The following is a 19,281-nucleotide window of genomic DNA, read 5'->3' on the forward strand; positions in this document are numbered from 1 at the left end:
GCGCTTGCGGCGCGTCTGCGCTTGCGGCGCGTCTGCGCTTGCGGCGCGTCTGCGCTTGCGGCGCGTCTGCGCTTGCGGCGCGTCCGGGCCGCGCGTCTGCGCTTGCGGCACGTCCGCGCTTGCGGCACGTCCGCGCTTGCGGCACGTCCGCGCTTGCGGCGCGTCCGGGCCGATCGAGCTCGCGATCGGTGCGGCCGGTGCGGCGTTCGGCGATCCCGGGCGGACACGTCGCGCCGCATACCCGGCTGTTCCTGAGCGGGACCGAGGTCGACGTCGTGGCGGTCGGCTCCGTGGCCGCGTCGCCTAGTGACGCCGAGGACGGTCGGGGGCTAGAGGATCAGGCCGGCGTGGCGGCCGGTGCGTCGGCGGACGTGTCCGCGTACACCGGCGAGCAGGGCGATCGCGGTCCAGCCGAGGGTGCCGAGGACGAGGCCGGTCACCTTGCCGGCGGAGTCGACCCGGTCGGCGTCCCGCAGGGCGATCCGTCCGTCCGGGTCGGTCAGCACGGTGAGCGTGTCGCCGACCCGGTAGCCGGGGGCGCTGCCCTGGTACACGAGCGGTTCGTCGAGCGGGCCGGTCGTGCCGCGCAGGGTGAAGGTGTGCCGCTTGCCGTTGACCTCGGCGTTCACGATCGTCACCTGCTGGCGGACGCCGCGCTGCTCAAGGGCCAGGTCGGGGGCGAGCTGCACCGAGCCGACGAGGACGAACAGCGCCGGCAGCAGGGAGAGCAGGGCCAGCCAGGTCGCCCGGTGCAGGAGATGTACGCCGGTCGCGAAGGCCAGACAGACCAGTATCCCGGTGACGATCGGGATCGCCCGGGTGCCCGCGCTGGCGTACCCGATGCCGGTGTTCAGCACGACGGCGAGGAGGCCGAACAGGACCAGCAGTGCGGTGCGGCGGACCGACCGGCCGACGGTCCAGGCGCCCGCGAACTCGGTGGCGGCAGAGGTAGACACGACGAAGATCGTAAGGGCGACCGTCCAGACCGCCCGCCGCGTGGCCGCGCCGCCAGGAGGGCGTGCACTGCCGTAAGGCAGCGAGTGCGGCCGCGAGGTCGAGCACCGCCGGGTGGCCGTGCCCGCCGCCTGGGCGTGTCCGCCGCGTGGCCATGCCCGTCGCGAGGCCGGGAGCACCGCCGTGTGTCGGCCGGGACCGCACGAGCCGCCCGCGTGGCCGTCACCGGCGGCGCGCCGGGGTGACCAGGCATCCGTCCTATGTGGGCGGTCCGGGTGCCCGGCCTGTCCCGGGATGTCATAGGCTGCCGTCCGGTCGTGAGCCGGTCGAGGAGTAGCATGACGCGTACTGTCCGTGGTCCGTTGCACCGGCTCGCCGTACGCTGCGGGGTCGTCGTCGGCGCGCCCTGGTTCAACCTGGCCAGCTTCGCCGTGGTCATCGTCAACGCGGTGGCGTTGGGCCTGGAGACGTACGGGAACGTGGTGGCCTCCGTGGGCGTGGCGCTGCGCGCCGTCGAGTACGTCTGCATCGCGTTGTTCGTGCTGGAACTGCTGATGCGCTTCGGCGCGCACGCCACCGCCCCGGCCGGCTTCTTCCGGGACCGGTGGAACGTGTTCGACCTGGTGATCGTGGCCGCGCCACTGCTGCCCGGGGTGCGGGAGAACGTGACCCTGCTCCGGCTGCTGCGGCTGGCCCGGATCGTGCGCGCGTTCCGGCTCTTCCCGAGCCTGCGGGTGATCCTGGTGGGCATCCGGCGCAGCCTGCCCGGCCTGGCGAGTTTCCTGCTGGTCACCGCGCTGCTGCTGTACGGGTACGCGATGCTCGGCTGGATGCTGTTCGGCACCGCCTACCCGGAGGAGTACGGCACGGCCGGGCAGGCCATGCTCACGTTGTTCCTGCTGCTGTCTCTGGACGGCATCACCGACACGCTCCAGGCGGGCCGCGACGTCACCGAGTGGGCGGTGCTCTACTACGTCTCCTACATGGTGGCCGCCTGCTATCTGTTGACGAATCTGCTGGTCGGCCTGGTGCTGACCGCGTTGCAGGAGGCGCACCAGGACGAGCAGGTCGCCGCGCAGCGGGCCGGTCGGCCCACCGGCGGGCACGCCGAGGACGAGCCGTCGGTGCGGGAGCAGTTGGCCCGCGTACAGGCGATCATCACGGACCTGGAGCGGCGGCTGCCGGAACCGGTCCCGGTCGGTCCGCAGACCGCCGCGCGCGTCGAGGTCGCGTCGGAGGCCGGGACGCTCGTCCTGCCGCCGGTCCCACGGCGGGCCCGGGAGGCCGACGCCACCGGGGCCGTCTCCGTGCCGCCGGGCACCGTTCGTGACCAGCAGCGGTCCCGGACCAGGAATCGCCGCAAACGGCGCTGACTGCACCGCCGCAAACGGCGCTGACTGCACCGCCGCAAACGGCGCTGACTGCACCGCCGCAAACGGCGCTGACCGCACCGCCCGCCGCACCGGCCGTCCCGGGGCACTCCGTCGCAACGGCTGCTCCGGGACGGCCGAGGCCATGCGGCTGCGCGGGTCATTCCCAGCGGAACAGCAGGCCCGCCACGGTCGCGCCGAGCACCACCGTCACGCCCAGGCCGACCAGTTGCCCGACCCCGATCGGCGTGCCCTCCCAGGCGGCGCCGAGGGCTTCCACCGAGGCGCCGAACGGCAGCAGGCGACCGATGTCGGCGAGCGGGCCCGGCAGCGCGTCGGGTCCGCCGAACATCCCGCCCATGGCGCCGAGGAGGAAGAACGCGACCAGGCCGATGGCGACGGCGGAGTTCGGGGTGGGCGCGATCGCCGCGACGATCATGCCGGCGCTGTACATGGCGGCCATCGCCAGCGCCGTCACGCCGAGCGCCGCGCCGAGGTTGACCGGGGCGTTCGCGCCGAACACCAGGAAGGCGAGCGCGACGGCGGCGGCGATGCCGACGACCGCCTGGAGCAGGCTGACGATCACCTGCGCGGCCAGCACCATGGCCGGCGAGGCGGGGGTCACGCCGAGGCGGCGCAGGATGCCGGAACGCCGGTAGTAGGCCAGGAAGCTCGGCATGTTGATGATGCCGATCAGCGCGATGACCATGGTGAGCACGAGCGGGAGGACGAACAGGTCCAGCGCGGTCAGCCCGCCCGAGACCTCCTGTTCGTTCGCCGAGCCGGCGCTGGTCAGCATGATCAGCAGCGGCAGGCACAGCGGGACGACCAGCCCGGGGGTGTCCCGCACGACCATCTTCGCCTCGCAGCGGATCAACGTCAGCAGCGAGCGCATCCCCGGTCGATGGGCGACGACGGTGGTCATGCGGCCTCCTCCAGGTCGAGTTCCTTGCCGGTGAGCGCGACGAACGCGTCGTCCAGGTTGGCGGCGCCGGTCTGTGCGATCAGCCCGGCGGGAGTGTCGGTGGCGATGACGCGGCCGGCGTCGAGGACGGCGACCCGGTCGCATAGCCGCTCCACCTCCTCCATGGCGTGGCTGACCAGCAGCACGCTCACCCCCTCGGCGCGGAGCTGCTCGATCGTCGCCCACATGCGGCGACGGGCCTTCGGGTCCAGGCCGGTGGTCAGCTCGTCGAGGATCACCACGCGCGGGCGGCCGGTCAGCGCGAGGGCGATCGAGAGCCGCTGCTGCTGGCCGCCGGAGAGCTTCTCGAACGTCGCCTTCCGGTGCCCGGTCAGGTCGACCATGTCCAGCAACTCGTCGGTCGGGCGAGGGTCGGGATAGAAGCTGCGGTACAGGTCGACCAGTTCGGTCACCCGCAGCGCACCATGCAGGTAGGCGTGCTGGAGCTGTACGCCGAGCACCTGCCGTACGCGCCGCCGGTCGGCCTGCGGATCGAGTCCGAGTACGCGTACCCGCCCCCGTTCGGGTACGCGTAGCCCGGCGATCATCTCGACCGCCGTCGTCTTCCCGGCTCCGTTGGTGCCGAGGACGCCGACCGCCTCCCCGACGTCGACCCGGAGACTCACATCGACCACCGCTCGGGTCGATCCGTAACTCTTGGCGAGGTTCTCGGCGAGGATCGCCGGTTCGACGTTGGTCATGCCTCGACGCTACGGACGCCCCGACCTGGCCACCTGTCCCAGAAGTCACCTCCCGGGGGCATGACTTTCGGCACGGGTACGCCCGACGCGGGCCGACCTAGAGTGGGAGCGTGCGACGCGTCGGGACGGAGGAGTGGTCCGGCATCGCGATGCTCGTGGTCGCGATCGCCGTCGCCGCGCCCGTGCTGTTCGGGGCCGTCGGCACCGAGATCCCCCTGGTCCTGTGGATCGCGCTGTTCGTCCTCTACCTCGTCGCGCTGCTCACCTCGGTCGCCGTCGAGCGGGCCGGCCCGCTGCGGACCGGGTCGTTCGCGGTGGCCGTGCTGGCCTCCTGGGCGGTACTCCTCACACTGCCCAACACCGGGCTGCTGCCGGTGCTGCTGGTGCTCACCGCAGCGATCAGTGTGTATCTCGCGCCACTGCGGGTGGGCCTGGTCCTCGTCGCCCTCAACACCGTGGTGATCGCCGTGAGCCTGCCGCCGGTCGCGTTCCGGTCGCCGGAGGCGGTCGTGGTGATCGGCTTCTACCTGCTCATCCAGTTGGCCAGCATGCTCAGTTCCAGCACCCTGGTCCGGGAGCAGCGGATGCGCCGCGAGCTGGCCGAGGCGCACGTGGAGTTGCAGGCCGCGAGCGTGCTGCTCTCCGAGTCCGCCCGGACGGCCGAACGCCTGCGGATCTCCCGCGAGCTGCACGACCAGATCGGTCACCAGTTGACCGTCCTGACGCTGGAGTTGGAGACCGCCCGGCACCTCGACGGCGAGGCGTCGCGTACCCACGTGGAACGGGCCAACCGGGTCGCCCGTGAGCTGCTCGGCGACGTCCGCGCCACCGTCGGTCGGCTGCGCACCGAGCCGCCCGACCTGGAGCAGGCGTTGCGGCGGATGGCCCGCGACCTGCCGGGGCTCGACGTGTCGGTGGACGTCTCGCCGACCGTACGGGTGGACGAGGAGGAGAGCGCGGCGTTCGTCCGGGCCACCCAGGAGATCGTCACGAACACCATCCGGCACGCCGGGGCGCGGGAGTTGTGGATCTCGGTGAGCGCGGACGCCCGGGGCACCGTGCTGGAGGCCCGCGACGACGGGTGCGGTGCACCGGACCTGGTGCTCGGCAACGGGCTGCGGGGGCTGCGCGAACGTTTCCAGGCGCTCGGCGGCGACCTCGCGGTCGACGGGCGGACCGGGTTCCGGGTGACCGCGCGGGTGCCGGCGGCATGACCCGGGTGGTGGTGGTCGACGACCAGACGCTCATCCGGCAGGGCATCCGGGGGCTGCTGGAGGTCGCCGACATCGACGTGGTCGGCGAGGCCGACGACGGGCGGGCTGCGCTGGCGATCGTCGCCGAGACCACGCCGGACGTGATCCTGCTCGACCTGCGGATGCCCCGCTTCGACGGCATCTGGACGCTCGAACGACTCCGCGCGACCGAGGTCGAGATTCCGGTGCTGGTGCTGACCACGTTCGACGACGACGAGCTGGTGTTGGCGGCGCTGCGCGCGGGTGCCCGTGGCTACCTGCTCAAGGACGTGACGCTGGACCAGCTCACCCGGGCCATCCGCACGCTCGCCGACGGCGGGACGCTGATCGCCCCGTCGATCACCGACCGGATGCTGCGGGCGATCCGTTCGGGGCCGTCACCGGCCGGGCCGCACGCGGGTCCCGTGCCCGGCCTCACCGAACGCGAGCAGGAGGTGCTGCGGCTCGTCGCGCAGGGCTACAGCAACCGGGAGATCGCCGAGGTGCTGTTCCTGGCGGAGGGGACCGTCAAGAACCACGTCTCCACCATCCTCACCAAGCTCGGCGCGCGGGACCGGACGAACGCGGTGCTGCGCGCCCTGCACGAGGGGCTCCTCGACTGACGGTCACCGGGTCGCGGCCACCGTCACCGGTACGGCGACCAGCTTCGTCCGTGACCCGTCGGCGGCGGACACCTCGTACGCCTCGACGGTGCCGGGCTGCTCCCGCGCCGAGGCGTAGGACAGGGTGAGCCGGTAGCCGCCCCGGCAGCCGGTGCCGCAGGTGGCGGTGGTGAAGCCGGTGGCGAGTGGGCGACCGGCGGCGTCGAGCAGCCGGACGTTGACCGTCGCCTCGAACACGTCGGCGCTGCCGGAGACGGTGATCGGGCTGCTCACCCGCGCGCCGATGACCGGTTCGGCGATCACCACCGGGGGCAGCAGGTCGGCGTACTCGGCGCGGCCTGCCGGTGCGGCGGTGCCGAAGTCGACGCGCAGGACGGTGGCGAACTGGGTGAGCGTGTAGACCACCTGTGCCTCGCGCAACCGTGCGGTGGCCGGATCGGACGCGTCGGGCAGGCGTACCGTGGCCGTCCCGGCGGCGATCCGGCTCACCTGTGCCCCGTCGGGCAGCAACGTGACCAGACCGGCGTCGGCCTCCGTCCGGGTCGGTCCGGCGGCCAGTTCGGCCAGTGCCAGGCGGGAGGTGGCCGGGGTGGTGGGCCGGGTACGCCGGGTCGGGGCGAGCCGCCCGTCCCGGACGTACCACAGCTGGAGGGTGAGCGTCGCGGGTCGGGCGGTCGGCGACGGTCCGGCGCGCGGCGGCGCGGATCCGGGGCCGGAGGCGGTCGGCGGCGTGGTCTCCGCCGGTGGGGCCGTGGTGGTCGGCCCGGTGCTCGCCGCGCCTGAGGTCGCCGCCGAGGCGACGGTGGGGGCCGGACCGAGCGAGCCGGATCGCGACGGCGCGCAGCCGGCGGCGGTCAGGAGCAGCAGGGCGGCGGTCGCTGCGGCCACGCGGCCCCGACGCGGGCTCACCCGGCACCGCCCTCGGACGACTCTCCGGCCACCTCGCCGTGATCGGGCAGGTCGAGGCGGAAGCGGGTGCCGCTGCCCGGGGCGCTGTGCACGGTGAGCCGGCCGCCGAGCAGCCGGGCGTTCTCCCGGGCGATGGCCAGACCGAGTCCGCTGCCGCCGCCGGAGCGGGCCGGATCGACCTTGTGGAACCGGTCGAACAGTCGGGGGAGGTGCGCGGCCGGGATGCCCGGCCCCTCGTCGTCGACGTCGAACAGCACCCGGTCACCGGCGCGTACCACCCGGGCCCGGATCGCGCCGCCGCCGTGCTGCACCGCGTTGGCGACCAGGTTGCCCAGCACCCGTTCCAGGCGGCGCGGGTCGGTGCGGACCCGGACCGGATCCGCGTCGACCTCGACCCGGTCCCGCCAGCCCCGGTCCCTGACGATCGCGCGCAACAGGGCCGGGGCGTCGACGTCGGTGACGGTGACGACCTCCTGACCGGCGTCCAGTCGGGAGATCTCCATCAGGTCCTCGACCAGCCGGCGTAGCCGCACCACGTCACCGACCAGCAGCTCACCGGCGCGCCGGGCGTCGCCGGGCAGGTGGTCGAGGTGGTCGCGCAGCAGCGAGGCCGCGGCCACCAGGGCGGTCACCGGGGTACGCAGCTCGTGCGCCACGTCGGCGGTGAACCGCCGCTCCCGTTCCCGGGCCCGGTGCAGGTCGGCGATCCTCGCCTCCAGCGCCTCGGCCATCTCGTTGAACGCCACCGCCCAGGCACTGAACTCGTCGCGCCCCCGCACCGGCAGCCGGGTGGCCAGCAGTCCCTCGGTGATCGCCCGGGCGGCCCGGCCGGCGCGGCCCACCGGCTCCAGGGTGCGCCGCGCCAGCGTGTGACCGACGGCTGCGGCGAGCAGCACCACCGACACCCAGCCCGCCGTCAGGGCGGTGCGGAGTTGGTCCAGGTCGGCGGCGAGACCGGCCTCTCCGGTGACGACGTACAGCTCGGCGGTGGAACCGGGGATCCGACCACCCACCACCAGCAGCTCGTCGCGTCCGGCGGGGCGTTCGTAGCCGAGCTGCCCGGCGGCCACGCTGGCCCGCAGCCGCGTGCCCAGCGGCGGCGCGTACGCCGGGTGCGACGGCCAGGTGTCGCCGTCGACGAGCACCACGTGCCGTCCGCTGCTCTCGAAGCTGGTGAGCAACTCGGCCCGGCGAGGCTCGGTCAACGGCAGGAACTGACCGGCGAGCACCAGACGGTAGCGGGCGTCGGCCGCGGCGGCGTGCAGCGAGGCGTCGTAGCGGGCCTGCCGCAGCAGTAGGTACGACCCACCGGCGAGCACTCCGGCGGAGACCCCGGCGACCAGGACGAACGCGATGGTCAACCGGCGTCTGAGCCGGCCCGGGCGCACGCTGTCGGTGCCCATCGCGGTGGCCCGGTCAGCCGGCGGTGAACTTGTAGCCGGCGCCGCGTACGGTCCGGATCAGCCGGGGGTGGGCCGGATCGGGTTCGATCTTGGCGCGGAGCCGCTGCACGGCCACGTCGACCAGACGACTGTCGCCGAGGTAGCGGTGGTCCCAGACCCGGTCGAGCAGCAGCTCACGGGTGAAGACCTGCCCGGGGCGGCGGGCCAGCTCCAGCAGCAGACGGAACTCGGTGATGGTCAACGGCAGGTCGACGCCGTCCCGGCGGGCCACGAACGCGCCCGGATCGATCTCCAGACCGCCCACCCGCAGCGGCCCCGGCTCGGGCGGGGCGACCGCGCGACGCAGCACCGACCGCACCCGGGCCACCAGTTCCGGCAGGTCGAAGGGCTTGCGCAGGTAGTCGTCGGCGCCGCACTCCAGGCCGACCACCACGTCGATGGTGTCCGTACGGGCGGTCAACATGAGGATCGGCACCGCACTGGACCGCCGGACCTCACGGCACACCTCGAGGCCGTCCAGCCCCGGCAGCATCACGTCCAGCACGATCAGGTCCACCGGCCGGGCCCGCCAGGCGGCCAGTCCCTGCCGCCCGTCGACGGCGGTCTCCACCCGGAACCCGGCGCGGCGCAGTCCGAGGGCGGCGACCTCCCGGATGGAGGCATCGTCCTCGACCACCAGCACGTGGCCGTCCATGATGCACCCAGCGTAATCCCGCCCTGCCGCTGATGTAAGGAGGGGACCCCTGCTATCGCCTGGTGCATAGTAGGGGACCCCTCCTTACATCCAGACCGCCACGGAGGGTCACTCCTGCCACTGATGGGCGACGTCGAGCACGATGCGGGTGTGCGTGCCGGGGCCGGCGAGGACGGTGACCCGGAACGGCAGTCGGGCGCGTACGCCGACGGCGAAGGTGGTGTAGCCCTCGAAGCTGCCGCCGAAGACCACGTCCCGCAGCGTGGTGTAGCGCAGCACGGTGGCGACGTGGTCGCCGACCCGGTACGGCACCGTGGCCAGGTGCGCGTCGTCGTACGCGGGCGCCCGCAGCGACACCCGCAGCAGCGCGCCACCCGCCGTGTACGGCGACAGCGCCAGCCCCTCACCCTCGGTGTACGTCTCGCCGTACCCGACCGAGTAGCCGTTGACCGAGCCGTCGAACTCGAACACCACCCGGTCGTGGCACTCGTGCCGGCCGGTGCGTACCTCCACCAACGGGGCGTCGCTCAGCGCGCCGGCGGTCCGGTCCCCGCTGCCCCAGGTGATCCCGCAGTACGGCGTACCGGTCGCGGCCGCGCCGGGCGTACCGGTCGCGGCGGTGGCGAGCAGCGCGGCGACCGCCACGACCAGTGCGGTCAGGGTCGTTCTGATCCTCATCGTCGTCTCCCATCCGTCCACCCGGCGCCGGTCGGGCGCGGGCCTGACCTCGTGCGTCCACGGTCGTGACGGTCTGCCACCGCGCTTTCACTGTTACGTAACACCCGGGTAACAGCTGTCGGGCGGTATGACGCTTTCGCGATGACATCGGATGGGAGGTGGCCATTAATATTCACGCACATCGATCGCGGCGTATCGGCGCGCCGCGCAGTCCGCAGGGGAGTACCTGATGATCCGACGACAACTGCTGCGCGCGGCCACCGCCGCGCTCGCGGCGGTGCTGGCGGCGACCGGCGTGCAGGTGGTCACCGCCACCGGCGCCGCCGCGGCCCGGACCGTGTACTACGACGCCAGCCGGGCCGGCGAGTTCCGGACCAACTTCGACCAGGCCGCGCAGATCTGGAACAGCCGGGTCAGCAACGTCCGGCTGGTCCCCGGTACGCCGGCCAACGTCACCATCCTGGTCGACACCGGCTGGCCCCGGGCGCAGGTCACCGGGCTGGGCTCCGGTCGGATCTGGATGGGGTGGCAGGCCGTCGACCAGGGCTACAACCGCACCCGCATCGCCACCCACGAGTTCGGCCACATCCTCGGGCTGCCCGACCGGCGTACCGGGCTCTGTTCGGACCTGATGTCCGGCAGCAGCGCACCGGTCTCCTGCACCAACGCCAACCCCAGCGCGGCCGAGGCCAGCCGGGTCAACCAGCTCTTCGCGGGCAGCCTCAGCACGGCCGGCGTGGCGCAGTCGTACACCTGGACCGAGGACGGGGACTTCGGCACGTTCGTGGTCGGCGGTCGGCCGGCCACCGAGAACTACCCGTGGCTGGTCTATACCTCCGGCTGCACCGGCACGCTGATCAAGGCGAACTGGGTGGTCACCGCCAAGCACTGCCCGACCCCGTCGTCGGTGCGGGTGGGCAGCGTCAACCGCAGCAGCGGCGGCGTCGTGGTCGGCGTGAGCCGGGCCGTCAACAACCCCACCATCGACGTGAAGCTGTTCCAGCTCGCCAGCTCGGTCAGCTACGCACCGGCGGTGATCCCGTCCACCTCGGGCGCGGTCGGCACCGCCACCCGCATCATCGGCTGGGGCCAGACCTGCGCACCCCGTGGCTGCGGCTCCGCGCCGGTGACGGCGAACGAGTTGGACACCTCGATCGTGGCCGACAGCCGGTGCAGCGGCATCAACGGTCCGTACGAGATCTGCACCAACAACACCAACGGCAACGCCGGGGCCTGCTACGGCGACTCGGGCGGCCCGCAGGTGCGTCGGGTCAACGGCGTGTGGCAGGTGATCGGCGCGACCAGTCGGGCCGGCAACAACAGCTCCACCTGCGCCACCGCCCCCTCCATCTACGGTGACCTGCCCTCCATCCGCTCCTGGATCAACACCCAGGTCGGCGGCCTGCCGGTCTGACGAGCTCCGCGATCATGGAGTTGTGGTGCCCGGAAGGCCGCGAGGTGCGGCGTCCGTGGTACCACAACTCCATGATCGCGTAAGGGGGACCGGGGGCGGGACCGGCTGGGCGGGGGCGTGGGATAGTGCCTGGTTGTGGAGCGTTATGGGGTGTTGATCCTGCCGTCGAGCAACCGGGTGTACTCGGGGGCGGCGGTGGAGCTGACGCGGGCCGAGCTGGAGATCTTCGGCGGCAGCGTGCTCGGTGGACGGATCGGGGCGGTGGAGACGGTCGCCGTCGGCGGCGTCCCGTACGTCACCTTCGAGGTCGAGGGCGGGCTGAGCGAGCGGGACGCCGCGCTGCTGGCGAACCTGTCCAGCGCGTACGCGATGTTCGAGTTCGTCGGTGACCTGCTGCGGCCGGTGCCGTTGACGCCTCTGGACCGCTTCGACGACGACCTGGTCACCATCCTGAAGTACCCGGGCAAGACCAACGAGCAGTTCACCAAGCTGCTGCTCAACGTCACCCTGCTCGCCTCGGCCTGGGCCGACGACCTGCTCACCCGGCGGTTCCGGGTGCTCGACCCGCTCTGCGGCCGGGGCACCACGGTCAACCAGGCGATGATGTACGGCTTCGACGCCGCCGGCCTGGACCGCGACAGCAAGGACTTCGAGGCGTACCAGACGTTCCTCAGCACCTGGCTCAAGCGCAAGCGGGTCAAGCACCGGGTGCTGGAGTCCGGGCCGGTCCGCCGGGAACGCAAGGTGGTCGGCAAACGGCTGCGGGTGGAGGTGGCCGCTTCGAAGGAGGCGCAGAAGGCCGGCGACGTGCAGACCGTGGACGTGGTCAGTGCCGACACCACCCGGGTCGGGGAGTTCTTCCGTCCGGAGAGCGTCGACGTGGTGGTGGCCGACGCCCCGTACGGGGTGCAGCACGGCAGCCGTACCGCCGAGACCGGGCTGGCCCGCGATCCGCTCGCGCTGCTCACCGCCGCCGTGCCCGGCTGGGCGCGGCTGCTGCGCCCCGGCGGCGCCCTCGGCATCTCCTGGAACACCAACGTGGCCCGGCGGGAGGCCGCCGCCGAGCGGCTGGCCGCAGCCGGTCTCGACGTGCTCGACGAGGGCCCCTGGCGGGCGCTGTCCCACCGGGTCGACCAGGCGATCGTCCGCGACGTCCTGGTCGCCCGCAAACCCGGCTGATCCGCGTTCCCGCACCGGCCGTCGGCGGTCGGTGCGGGAACCCGGTCAGGTCAGCGGCCCTGCGCCTGGGAGCGGGAGTTGCCCGGGCCGAAGGTGGTCAGGAACCGGTCGCGGAAGGTGTCCATCCGCCAGACCGGGGCGTCGGCGTCCGGGGTCAGGCCCTCCTGCCACTTCCAGTCCTCGATCTGCGCGAACACCGCCGGGTCCTTGGCCACGATGTGGATCGGTACGTCCGGGCTGGGGTTCTCCCCGGTCACCACCGGCGCCGGCTGGTGGTCACCGACGATGACCATCACCGTGTCATCGTTGCCGTACCGCTCCAGGTAGGAGATCAGGGTACGCAGTGTGTAGTTGATCGAGTGCCGGTAACCGGTGCGGGCCTGCGCGGCCGGGGTGCCGATGATGCCCCGCTGGAACACCTCGCCGTCGTCGATGTCGTCCCAGTCCACCACCGACGGCACCTTGGTCCAGGGGGAGTGGCTGGAGACCAACGCCAACTCGGCCATCACCGGGCGGTCCCGGGGAGTGGCCATCTCCCGCTGGTGGAACTGGTGGATGGCGAACTGGTCGGGCATCGGGGCGAAGGCGAACTTCGGGCCCTGGTAGTCGAGGTCGGGCCCGCCGTAGAACTTCTCGTACCCGTAGAACGCGCCCTCCGGCCAGGCCTGGTTGACCGCCGGCATCACGCCGACCGTACGCCACTGCGCGCGCTGGAACGCGTCACCCAGGGTGAACCGGTCGGTGGCGAGCAGGTTGCGGTGCCGCTGGTTGTTGTCGATCCAGAGCCCGGAGAGCAGGGTGGCGTGCGCCAGCCAGCTCGCCCCGCCGATGGTCGGCGAGGTGAGGAAGCCGCTGCGGGACGTGTAGCCGGCCGCCGACAGCCGCCCGGCCCCCTCGTCGAGCACCCGTCGGATCGAGGCGAAGTCGGGGTCGGCGACCGCGTCCCGGCCGTAGCTCTCCACGAAGGTGATCAGCACGTCCTTGCCGCGCAACCCGGTCAGCAGCTGGTCGCCGGGCAGGTCGCGGAACGGGTCCACGTTGATCTCTTCGGTGAACGCGGCCCGGTCGTGCAGCCGCGCGTACACCTCGACGGCGTGCTCCTGGACCAGGGTGGTCGCGTTGGAATCGGCGACGTACACGCCCGGCACGATCCGGGCCCCGAAGGCCGCGAGCACCACCCAGACCACCACCAGCGACACGACGGCCCGGGTGCTGCGGGTGCGGTGGCGGGCCAGCACTCCCGCCAGCCGGACCGAGGACAGCGCGGTGAGCACGGGGATGCCCAGCAGCAGCAGCCCGACCCCGGCGGCGATCGCGATGGCACCCGGCCGACCGATCGACTCGGCCACGAACGCGAACGCCGGGCCGAGCAGGGACCAGTCCAGCACCAGGTCGAAGGGGCGCCCCAGCGACGAGTAGAAGCCGATGTCACCGACCTTCACCATGGCGACGAGGCCGAGCAGCACACCGGAGACGGCGGCCACCACCCGGCGGGGTCGGCCGGGCAGCGCCAGCAGCAGCGCGGCCAGCAGCAGCGCCTCCAGCGGGATCCGCAGGAACGTGCCCGGCTCCAACTGCCACGGCCGGTTCGGCAGCGTCAGCGTGGCCAGCACCAGCGCGGCGGCCAGCACGGTCACCACCCGGGCCAGCACCGCCCGCCGCCGGCTGGGCGCCGCTGCCGGCCCGTCGACCGTCTCCGCCCCGGCGTCGGCCACGGGCTCGTCCGCCTTCTCGGGCACGGTGGCCGTCCCGGACCCGCTCACCGCCGCGGAGTCGCCGGCCGTCCCGGCGACCTGAAGTGCGGGTGGGGTCGCTGTCGTGTCGTCCGGTCGCTCGGTGGGCTCGGTGGTGCGGGTGCGGTCGGTGCCCGGCGTGGGGGCCGGGTCGGAGATCGACAACTGCTTCTCCCGGGTCAGCGCAGCGACAGGACAGGCGCGGGCGGCATGTCGCGGTCCTCGATCCGGTCGACCCGGCGGGCGACGACCGGTGCCGGCAGGACCACCACCGCGGGTACGACCCGAGGCGCGCGTTGCCGCCACAGCCACCCGACGTCCCGCCCGAACGACTCGACCAGCATGCCGAGCGCCGCGACCAGCACGAGGGCGGTCAACGGCCCGGGCAGCACCTGGGACGCGGCGACGGCGAGCATGATCCCTTGGACCGCGGCGACCACCTTACGCCAGTACCGCGGCGGCAGTTGCCGGTCCATCCAGGGCAGTGCCCAGCTCGCGACCAGGAAGGCGTACCGCATCAGGCCGATGGCGAGCACCCACACCCCGACCGACGGGGCGACGTAGAAGCTCAGCATCAGCACCAGGAACGAGTCGACCTCCATGTCGAAGCGGGCGCCGAGCGCGCTGGCCGTGCCGGTGCGGCGGGCCACCTTGCCGTCGACGGCGTCCAGGGCCAGCGCCACCACGGTCATCGTGACAAGCACCACCACCGGTGCCGGGCGGCCGGCGATCAGCGCGTCGGCGATCAGCGCGGTCACCCCGCCGACCAGCAGCCCCCGGCCCATGGTCACCCAGTCGGCCGGTCCGAGCCGGTCCGAGCCGCATCGGCGCAGGCCATGAACGAGAACCGCACAGGTCACCGTGCCGTACGCGAGCCCGGCCACCCAGCCGGCGACCCCCAGACCGACGGTCGCGGCCAGCCCCGCCAGCAGGACGATCTGGACGATCAGCCCGATTTGCGGACCGGTTCGAACTGTGGACACCGTGCCTCCGTGTTTATGATCGACGACCCCTGTCAGAGATGTACGGAAAACATGACGGATCGGTTCGGTCCGGACCCAGGCAAAGGAGAACTCGGTGACCCGAACGGCTCGCGCCTTCTGGCTCACCCTGCCAGGCCAGGGTGAGATCCGCTCGGTGACGCTCCCGCCACCCGGCCCCGAAGAGGTGCTGGTCCGGGCACTTTTCTCGGGTGTGAGCCGGGGTACCGAGACGCTCGTGTTCACCGGCGCGGTACCCGAGAGCCAGTACGACACCATGCGCGCCCCGTTCCAGGAAGGCGACTTTCCGGCCCCGGTCAAGTACGGCTACCTGAGCGTCGGCACCGTCGAGCAGGGGCCGGAGGATCTGCGCGGACGGACGGTGTTCTGCCTGCACCCGCACCAGAGCGCGTACGTCGTGCCGGCCGGGGCGGTCACCGTCGTACCGCCGGACGTGCCGGCGGCCCGTGCGGTGCTGGCCGGCACGGTGGAGACCGCGGTCAACGCGCTCTGGGACGCGCCGCCGCTGGTCGGCGACCGGGTCACCGTGATCGGCGGCGGGATGGTCGGCTGCGCGGTGACCGCCCTGCTGGCCCGCTTCCCCGGGGTACGGGTGGAACTCGTCGACACCGACCCGAGCCGGGCCGAGGTGGCCGCCGCGCTGGGTGTGGACTTCGCCACGCCGGAGACCGCCACCGGGGGACGTGACCTCGTGGTGCACGCCAGCGCCACCGCCGCCGGGCTGCAACGCGGCCTGGACCTGCTCGCGCCCGAGGGCACGGTGCTCGAACTGAGCTGGTACGGCGACCGCGAGGTGCAGCTCTCGCTCGGTGGTGCGTTCCACTCGGGACGACTCACCGTCCGCAGCAGTCAGGTCGGCATGGTCGCCCCCGCCCGGCGCAGCAGTCGCGGCTACGCCGACCGGATGGCCCTCGCGCTCGACCTGCTCGCCGACCCGGCGTTCGACGCGTTGATCACCGGTCGGTCGCCGTTCCCGGAACTGCCCGACGTCCTGCACCGCCTGAGCGAGGGCAGCCTGCCCGCGCTCTGTCATCTCATCACCTACGACGGGGAGTGAACCGTGTTCAGCGTGACCGTCCGTGACCACATCATGGTCGCCCACAGTTTCCGGGGCGAGGTCTTCGGGCCCGCCCAACGGCTGCACGGCGCGACGTTCGTGGTCGACGCCACCTTCCGCCGCCCCGACCTCGACGCCGACGGCATCGTGGTCGACATCGGACTCGCCACCGACCAGCTCAAGGCCGTACTCGGCGAGCTGAACTACCGCAACCTCGACGACGAGCCGGCCTTCGCCGGCACGAACACCACCACCGAGGTGCTGGCCAAGACCATCGCCGACCGGCTCGCCGACGGGGTGGCCTCCGGCGCGCTCGGCGCGGGCGCGCACGGGCTGACCGGGATCACCGTCACCCTGCACGAGTCGCACGTGGCGTGGGCCGCCTACGAGCGGTCGTTGCCGGGCGGCGGCGCCGCCTGACGTGCTCGTACCGCATACGGTCTCGTCGGGGAACCAGGATCACGTGCCGCTCCTGCACGTGATCCTGCCCGGCGACATCGACGACCCGGCCTCACCCAGCGGCGGCAACGGCTACGACCGGCGCGTCTGCGCCGGTCTGGCCGCCGCCGGCTGGCCGGTCCGCGAACACGCCGTGCCCGGGGGATGGCCGCAGCCGTCGCCGGCCGAGCACGCCGCGCTGGCCGAGGTGCTGGCCGGGCTGCCCGACGGTGCGCCCGTGCTGATCGACGGACTCGTCGCCTCGGTGGTCCCGGACGCGCTCGCGGCACACGCCCGGCGACTGCGGCTGGTCCCGCTGGTGCACCTGCCCCGCGACGACGACGCCGAGGCCCGGGCGCTCGCGGCGGCCACCACCGTCGTCGCCACCAGCGCCTGGACCCGCGACCGGCTGCTGGACCGGTACGCGTTGCCCGCCGACCGGGTGCACGTGGCCGTGCCCGGGGTCGATCCGGCTCCGCCCGTGCCCGGCTCGCCGGCGGGCTCGGCGCTGCTCTGTGTCGCGGCCGTCGCCGCGCACAAGGGCCACGACGTGCTGGTCGAGGCGCTCGCGGCGGTCGCCGACCGGAGTTGGACGCTGACCTGCGCCGGACCGCTGCACCGGGATCCACCCTTCGTCGACCGGCTGCGGGCCCGGCTCGCCGAGCACCGCCTCGTCGACCGGGTACGCCTGACCGGACCGCTGACCGGCGACCGGCTCGCCGCCGCGTACGCCGCCGCTGATCTGCTGGTGCACCCGTCCCGAGGCGAGACGTACGGGATGGTGGTGACCGAGGCGCTGGCCCGGGGCGTGCCGGTGCTGGCCTCGGCCGTCGGCGGGCTACCCGACGCCCTCGGTCACGCCCCTGACGGCGTACGGCCGGGGCTGCTGGTGCCGTCGGAGGACCCGCCGGCGCTGGCCGAGGCGCTGCGGCACTGGCTGGACGACGCGGCCCTGCGGGCACGCCTGCGTGAGGCCGCCCTGCGGCGTCGGGACACGCTCGACGACTGGACGGCCACCACCACCCGGATCACCACCGCCCTCAAGGAGGCATTGGCGTCATGAACGAGCGTCAGCCCTATTCGCTTCCGCCGGACTTCGCGCAGTGGCTCTCGCTGCGCGAACCCGCCGACGTGGCGGCCCGGTCGACGGAGTTGGTCGACGCGGTCCGGGCCACCCTGACCGACGACGGCCCGTACGTCGTGCGCGACCTCGGCGCCGGCACCGGCTCGCTGGGCCGCTGGCTGGCCCCGCTGCTGCCCGGCCCCCAGCAGTGGGTGCTGCACGACCAGGATCCGGACCTGCTCGCCCGGGCCTGCGCGGACATGCCCACCACCGCGGCCGACGGCAGCGCGGTCACGGTTCGCGCCGAGGCGGGGGACCTGACCCGGCTGACCGCCGACGACCTGGGCGGCACCGCCCTGGTCACCGCGTCGGCGCTGCTCGACATGCTGACCGCCGAGGAGATCGACCGCATCGTGGCGGCCTGTGTCGAGGCCGGCACCCGGACGCTGTTCCTTATCTCGGTGACCGGCGGGGTGCGTCTGACCCCGTCCGATCCGCTGGACGACGAGGTGGCGGAGGCGTTCAACGCCCACCAGCGGCGGGCCGTGGCGGGCCGGCACCTGCTCGGCCCGGACGCGGTCGAGGCCTGCACCGCCGCCTTCGCCCGGCACGGGGTGCCGGTGCGGGTGCAGCCCAGCCCGTGGCGGCTCGGGCCGGAGCAGGCCGACCTCGCCGGGCAGTGGTTCGCCGGCTGGCTGGAGGCCGCCCGCGAGCAGCGTCCCGAGCTGGTCGACCGCACCGCCGAGTACGAGCGTCGTCGGCACGAAGAGGCTAGAACCGGTCGTCTCGGGGTACAGGTCGATCACGTCGACCTGTTGGCGCTGTGCCATTGAACCGGTGGCCGGCCGGCTACGTGCGTACAGTCAGGGAAGATCGCCATGCCGGGGAGGCACGCGTGGGGGAGTTAGCTGGTGGCGCCGTCTCCACGGTCGCCCCGGCGGGTCGGTCGTTCTGGGGATGGGCACGACTGGCGCTGGGGCTCGCCGTGATCGTCGGCCTGATCTTCTGGTTGGGAACGGGACCGTTCCTGGCCGGGCTGCGGCTGATCGACGCACCCGCGCTGGGTGCCGCGCTCGCCATCGGCCTGTTCACGACGGTCTGTGTCGCCTGGCGGTGGAGCCTGGTCGCCGGTGGTCTCGGCGTCGGGCTGCCGCTGCGGGAGGCGGTCGCGCACTGCTACCGGGCGATCTTCCTGAACGCCACCCTGCCCGGCGGGATCCTCGGCGACGTGCACCGGGCGGTACGCCACGGCCGTGACGTCGGTGACGTGGGCCGCGGCATCCGGGCGGTGGTCTGGGAGCGTGTCGCCGGTCAGGTGGTGCTGGTCGCGGTCGCGGTGGTGCTGCTGTTCGTGTTCCCCTCGCCGGTGCGGCCGTACCTGCCGGCGGCGACCGCCGTCGCGGTCGTGGTGCTGGCCGGCGTGGTGCTGACGGCCCGGATGCTGCCGCAGTCGGGCGCCACCCGGGTCACCCGCGCGATCGGTACGGCCGTCTCCGACGTGCGCCACGGTCTGCTGGGCCGCCGCACCTGGCTGGGTGTGCTGCTCGCCTCCGCGCTCGCGATCGGCGGGCACCTGGCGACGTTCCTGGTGGCGGCGCGGACGGCGGGCTCCACCGCGCCGCTGACCCTGCTGCTGCCGCTGACCCTGCTTGCCCTGCTCGCGATGGCCGTGCCGGCGAACGTTGCCGGTTTCGGCCCGCGCGAGGGGGTGGCCGCGTGGGCGTTCGCCGCCGCCGGCCTGACCGCCGCCGAGGGGGTGGCCGCGGCGACCGTGTACGGGGCTCTCGTGCTCGTCGCGAGCCTGCCCGGAGCGGCCGTGCTGCTGGCTCGACGTGTCCGTGTACCCGCCACCGTATGACGAGGAGACC

General features: G+C 73.2%; 19 protein-coding genes. 10 read left to right on the plus strand and 9 right to left on the minus strand.

Translation table 11 applies throughout. The features are described from left to right. Positions 1-329: 329 nt before the first annotated feature. Positions 330-956: a hypothetical protein gene (locus ACWDVW_RS24945; protein ID WP_449953237.1), complete on the minus strand. Its 627-nt coding sequence runs from the start codon at positions 954-956 to the stop codon at positions 330-332. Between the two features lie 336 nt (positions 957-1,292). Between ACWDVW_RS24945 and ACWDVW_RS24950 the strand changes: the two genes are divergently transcribed. Next, a complete protein-coding gene (locus ACWDVW_RS24950) occupies positions 1,293-2,327 on the plus strand; it encodes an ion transporter (protein WP_449953240.1) in 1,035 nt (344 codons plus the stop codon). 157 nt (positions 2,328-2,484) lie between these two features. On the opposite strand, the gene ACWDVW_RS24955 is transcribed toward ACWDVW_RS24950, so the two are convergent. Next, positions 2,485-3,249 (minus strand): ABC transporter permease, encoded by a 765-nt coding sequence (locus ACWDVW_RS24955; protein ID WP_396745735.1) that lies wholly within the window; start codon positions 3,247-3,249, stop codon positions 2,485-2,487. Next, a complete protein-coding gene (locus ACWDVW_RS24960; protein ID WP_449953244.1) occupies positions 3,246-3,989 on the minus strand; it encodes an ABC transporter ATP-binding protein in 744 nt (247 codons plus the stop codon). The genes ACWDVW_RS24955 and ACWDVW_RS24960 overlap by 4 nt, the downstream gene beginning before the upstream one ends. Before the next feature lie 110 nt (positions 3,990-4,099). On the opposite strand from ACWDVW_RS24960, the gene ACWDVW_RS24965 reads away from it, so the two are divergent. Continuing rightward, positions 4,100-5,203, plus strand: a complete 1,104-nt coding sequence (locus tag ACWDVW_RS24965; protein ID WP_449953247.1) for a sensor histidine kinase — start codon at positions 4,100-4,102, stop codon at positions 5,201-5,203. Continuing rightward, a complete protein-coding gene (locus tag ACWDVW_RS24970) occupies positions 5,200-5,844 on the plus strand; it encodes a response regulator (protein ID WP_449953249.1) in 645 nt (214 codons plus the stop codon). Before ACWDVW_RS24965 ends, ACWDVW_RS24970 begins: the two co-directional genes overlap by 4 nt. A gap of 3 nt (positions 5,845-5,847) precedes the next feature. Here ACWDVW_RS24970 and ACWDVW_RS24975 read toward each other — a convergent pair whose 3' ends face one another. The 4 genes from ACWDVW_RS24975 to ACWDVW_RS24990 form a co-directional block, all read right to left on the minus strand. After that, on the minus strand, positions 5,848-6,753 hold the full coding sequence (locus ACWDVW_RS24975) for a Gmad2 immunoglobulin-like domain-containing protein (RefSeq protein WP_449953252.1): 906 nt from the start codon (positions 6,751-6,753) through the stop codon (positions 5,848-5,850). After that, the gene (locus ACWDVW_RS24980) at positions 6,750-8,156 is read right to left on the minus strand and encodes an ATP-binding protein (protein ID WP_449953254.1); all 1,407 of its coding nucleotides are present in this window, start codon (positions 8,154-8,156) and stop codon (positions 6,750-6,752) included. Before ACWDVW_RS24980 ends, ACWDVW_RS24975 begins: the two co-directional genes overlap by 4 nt. A 13-nt stretch (positions 8,157-8,169) precedes the next feature. Next, positions 8,170-8,850 carry a response regulator gene (locus tag ACWDVW_RS24985; RefSeq protein WP_449953256.1) on the minus strand — a complete coding sequence of 227 codons (681 nt, stop codon included), beginning with the start codon at positions 8,848-8,850 and terminating at the stop codon, positions 8,170-8,172. Between the two features lie 108 nt (positions 8,851-8,958). Continuing rightward, complete coding sequence (locus tag ACWDVW_RS24990; protein ID WP_449953258.1) at positions 8,959-9,528, minus strand: AMIN-like domain-containing (lipo)protein; 570 nt, start codon at positions 9,526-9,528, stop codon at positions 8,959-8,961. 229 nt (positions 9,529-9,757) lie between these two features. Here ACWDVW_RS24990 and ACWDVW_RS24995 point away from each other — a divergent pair, with 229 nt between their 5' ends. Beyond that, positions 9,758-10,942, plus strand: coding sequence for a snapalysin family zinc-dependent metalloprotease (locus ACWDVW_RS24995; RefSeq protein WP_449953260.1), 1,185 nt, complete (start codon positions 9,758-9,760; stop codon positions 10,940-10,942). A gap of 150 nt (positions 10,943-11,092) precedes the next feature. Then, positions 11,093-12,121 carry a TRM11 family SAM-dependent methyltransferase gene (locus tag ACWDVW_RS25000; protein ID WP_449953263.1) on the plus strand — a complete coding sequence of 343 codons (1,029 nt, stop codon included), beginning with the start codon at positions 11,093-11,095 and terminating at the stop codon, positions 12,119-12,121. Positions 12,122-12,171: 50 nt separating this feature from the next. Here the strand turns inward: ACWDVW_RS25000 and ACWDVW_RS25005 are convergent, their stop codons facing one another. Continuing rightward, entirely contained in the window at positions 12,172-14,019 is a 1,848-nt protein-coding gene (locus ACWDVW_RS25005) for a sulfatase-like hydrolase/transferase (RefSeq protein ID WP_449953265.1), read from the minus strand. Positions 14,020-14,033: 14 nt separating this feature from the next. Continuing rightward, positions 14,034-14,837: a CDP-alcohol phosphatidyltransferase family protein gene (locus ACWDVW_RS25010; protein WP_449953268.1), complete on the minus strand. Its 804-nt coding sequence runs from the start codon at positions 14,835-14,837 to the stop codon at positions 14,034-14,036. Positions 14,838-14,931: 94 nt separating this feature from the next. Here ACWDVW_RS25010 and ACWDVW_RS25015 point away from each other — a divergent pair, with 94 nt between their 5' ends. From ACWDVW_RS25015 to ACWDVW_RS25035, 5 genes are all read left to right on the plus strand, one after another. Next, positions 14,932-15,912 carry a zinc-dependent alcohol dehydrogenase gene (locus ACWDVW_RS25015; protein ID WP_449953271.1) on the plus strand — a complete coding sequence of 327 codons (981 nt, stop codon included), beginning with the start codon at positions 14,932-14,934 and terminating at the stop codon, positions 15,910-15,912. A gap of 3 nt (positions 15,913-15,915) precedes the next feature. After that, positions 15,916-16,332 carry a 6-pyruvoyl trahydropterin synthase family protein gene (locus ACWDVW_RS25020; RefSeq protein ID WP_449953273.1) on the plus strand — a complete coding sequence of 139 codons (417 nt, stop codon included), beginning with the start codon at positions 15,916-15,918 and terminating at the stop codon, positions 16,330-16,332. Positions 16,333-16,375: 43 nt separating this feature from the next. After that, positions 16,376-17,413, plus strand: coding sequence for a glycosyltransferase family 4 protein (locus ACWDVW_RS25025; RefSeq protein ID WP_449953275.1), 1,038 nt, complete (start codon positions 16,376-16,378; stop codon positions 17,411-17,413). Beyond that, the gene (locus ACWDVW_RS25030) at positions 17,410-18,246 is read left to right on the plus strand and encodes an SAM-dependent methyltransferase (RefSeq protein ID WP_449953277.1); all 837 of its coding nucleotides are present in this window, start codon (positions 17,410-17,412) and stop codon (positions 18,244-18,246) included. The genes ACWDVW_RS25025 and ACWDVW_RS25030 overlap by 4 nt, the downstream gene beginning before the upstream one ends. 62 nt (positions 18,247-18,308) lie before the next feature. Further along, on the plus strand, positions 18,309-19,271 hold the full coding sequence (locus tag ACWDVW_RS25035; protein ID WP_449953279.1) for a lysylphosphatidylglycerol synthase domain-containing protein: 963 nt from the start codon (positions 18,309-18,311) through the stop codon (positions 19,269-19,271). Positions 19,272-19,281 lie beyond the last annotated feature (10 nt).

Source organism: Micromonospora sp. NPDC003241 (assembly GCF_053589795.1).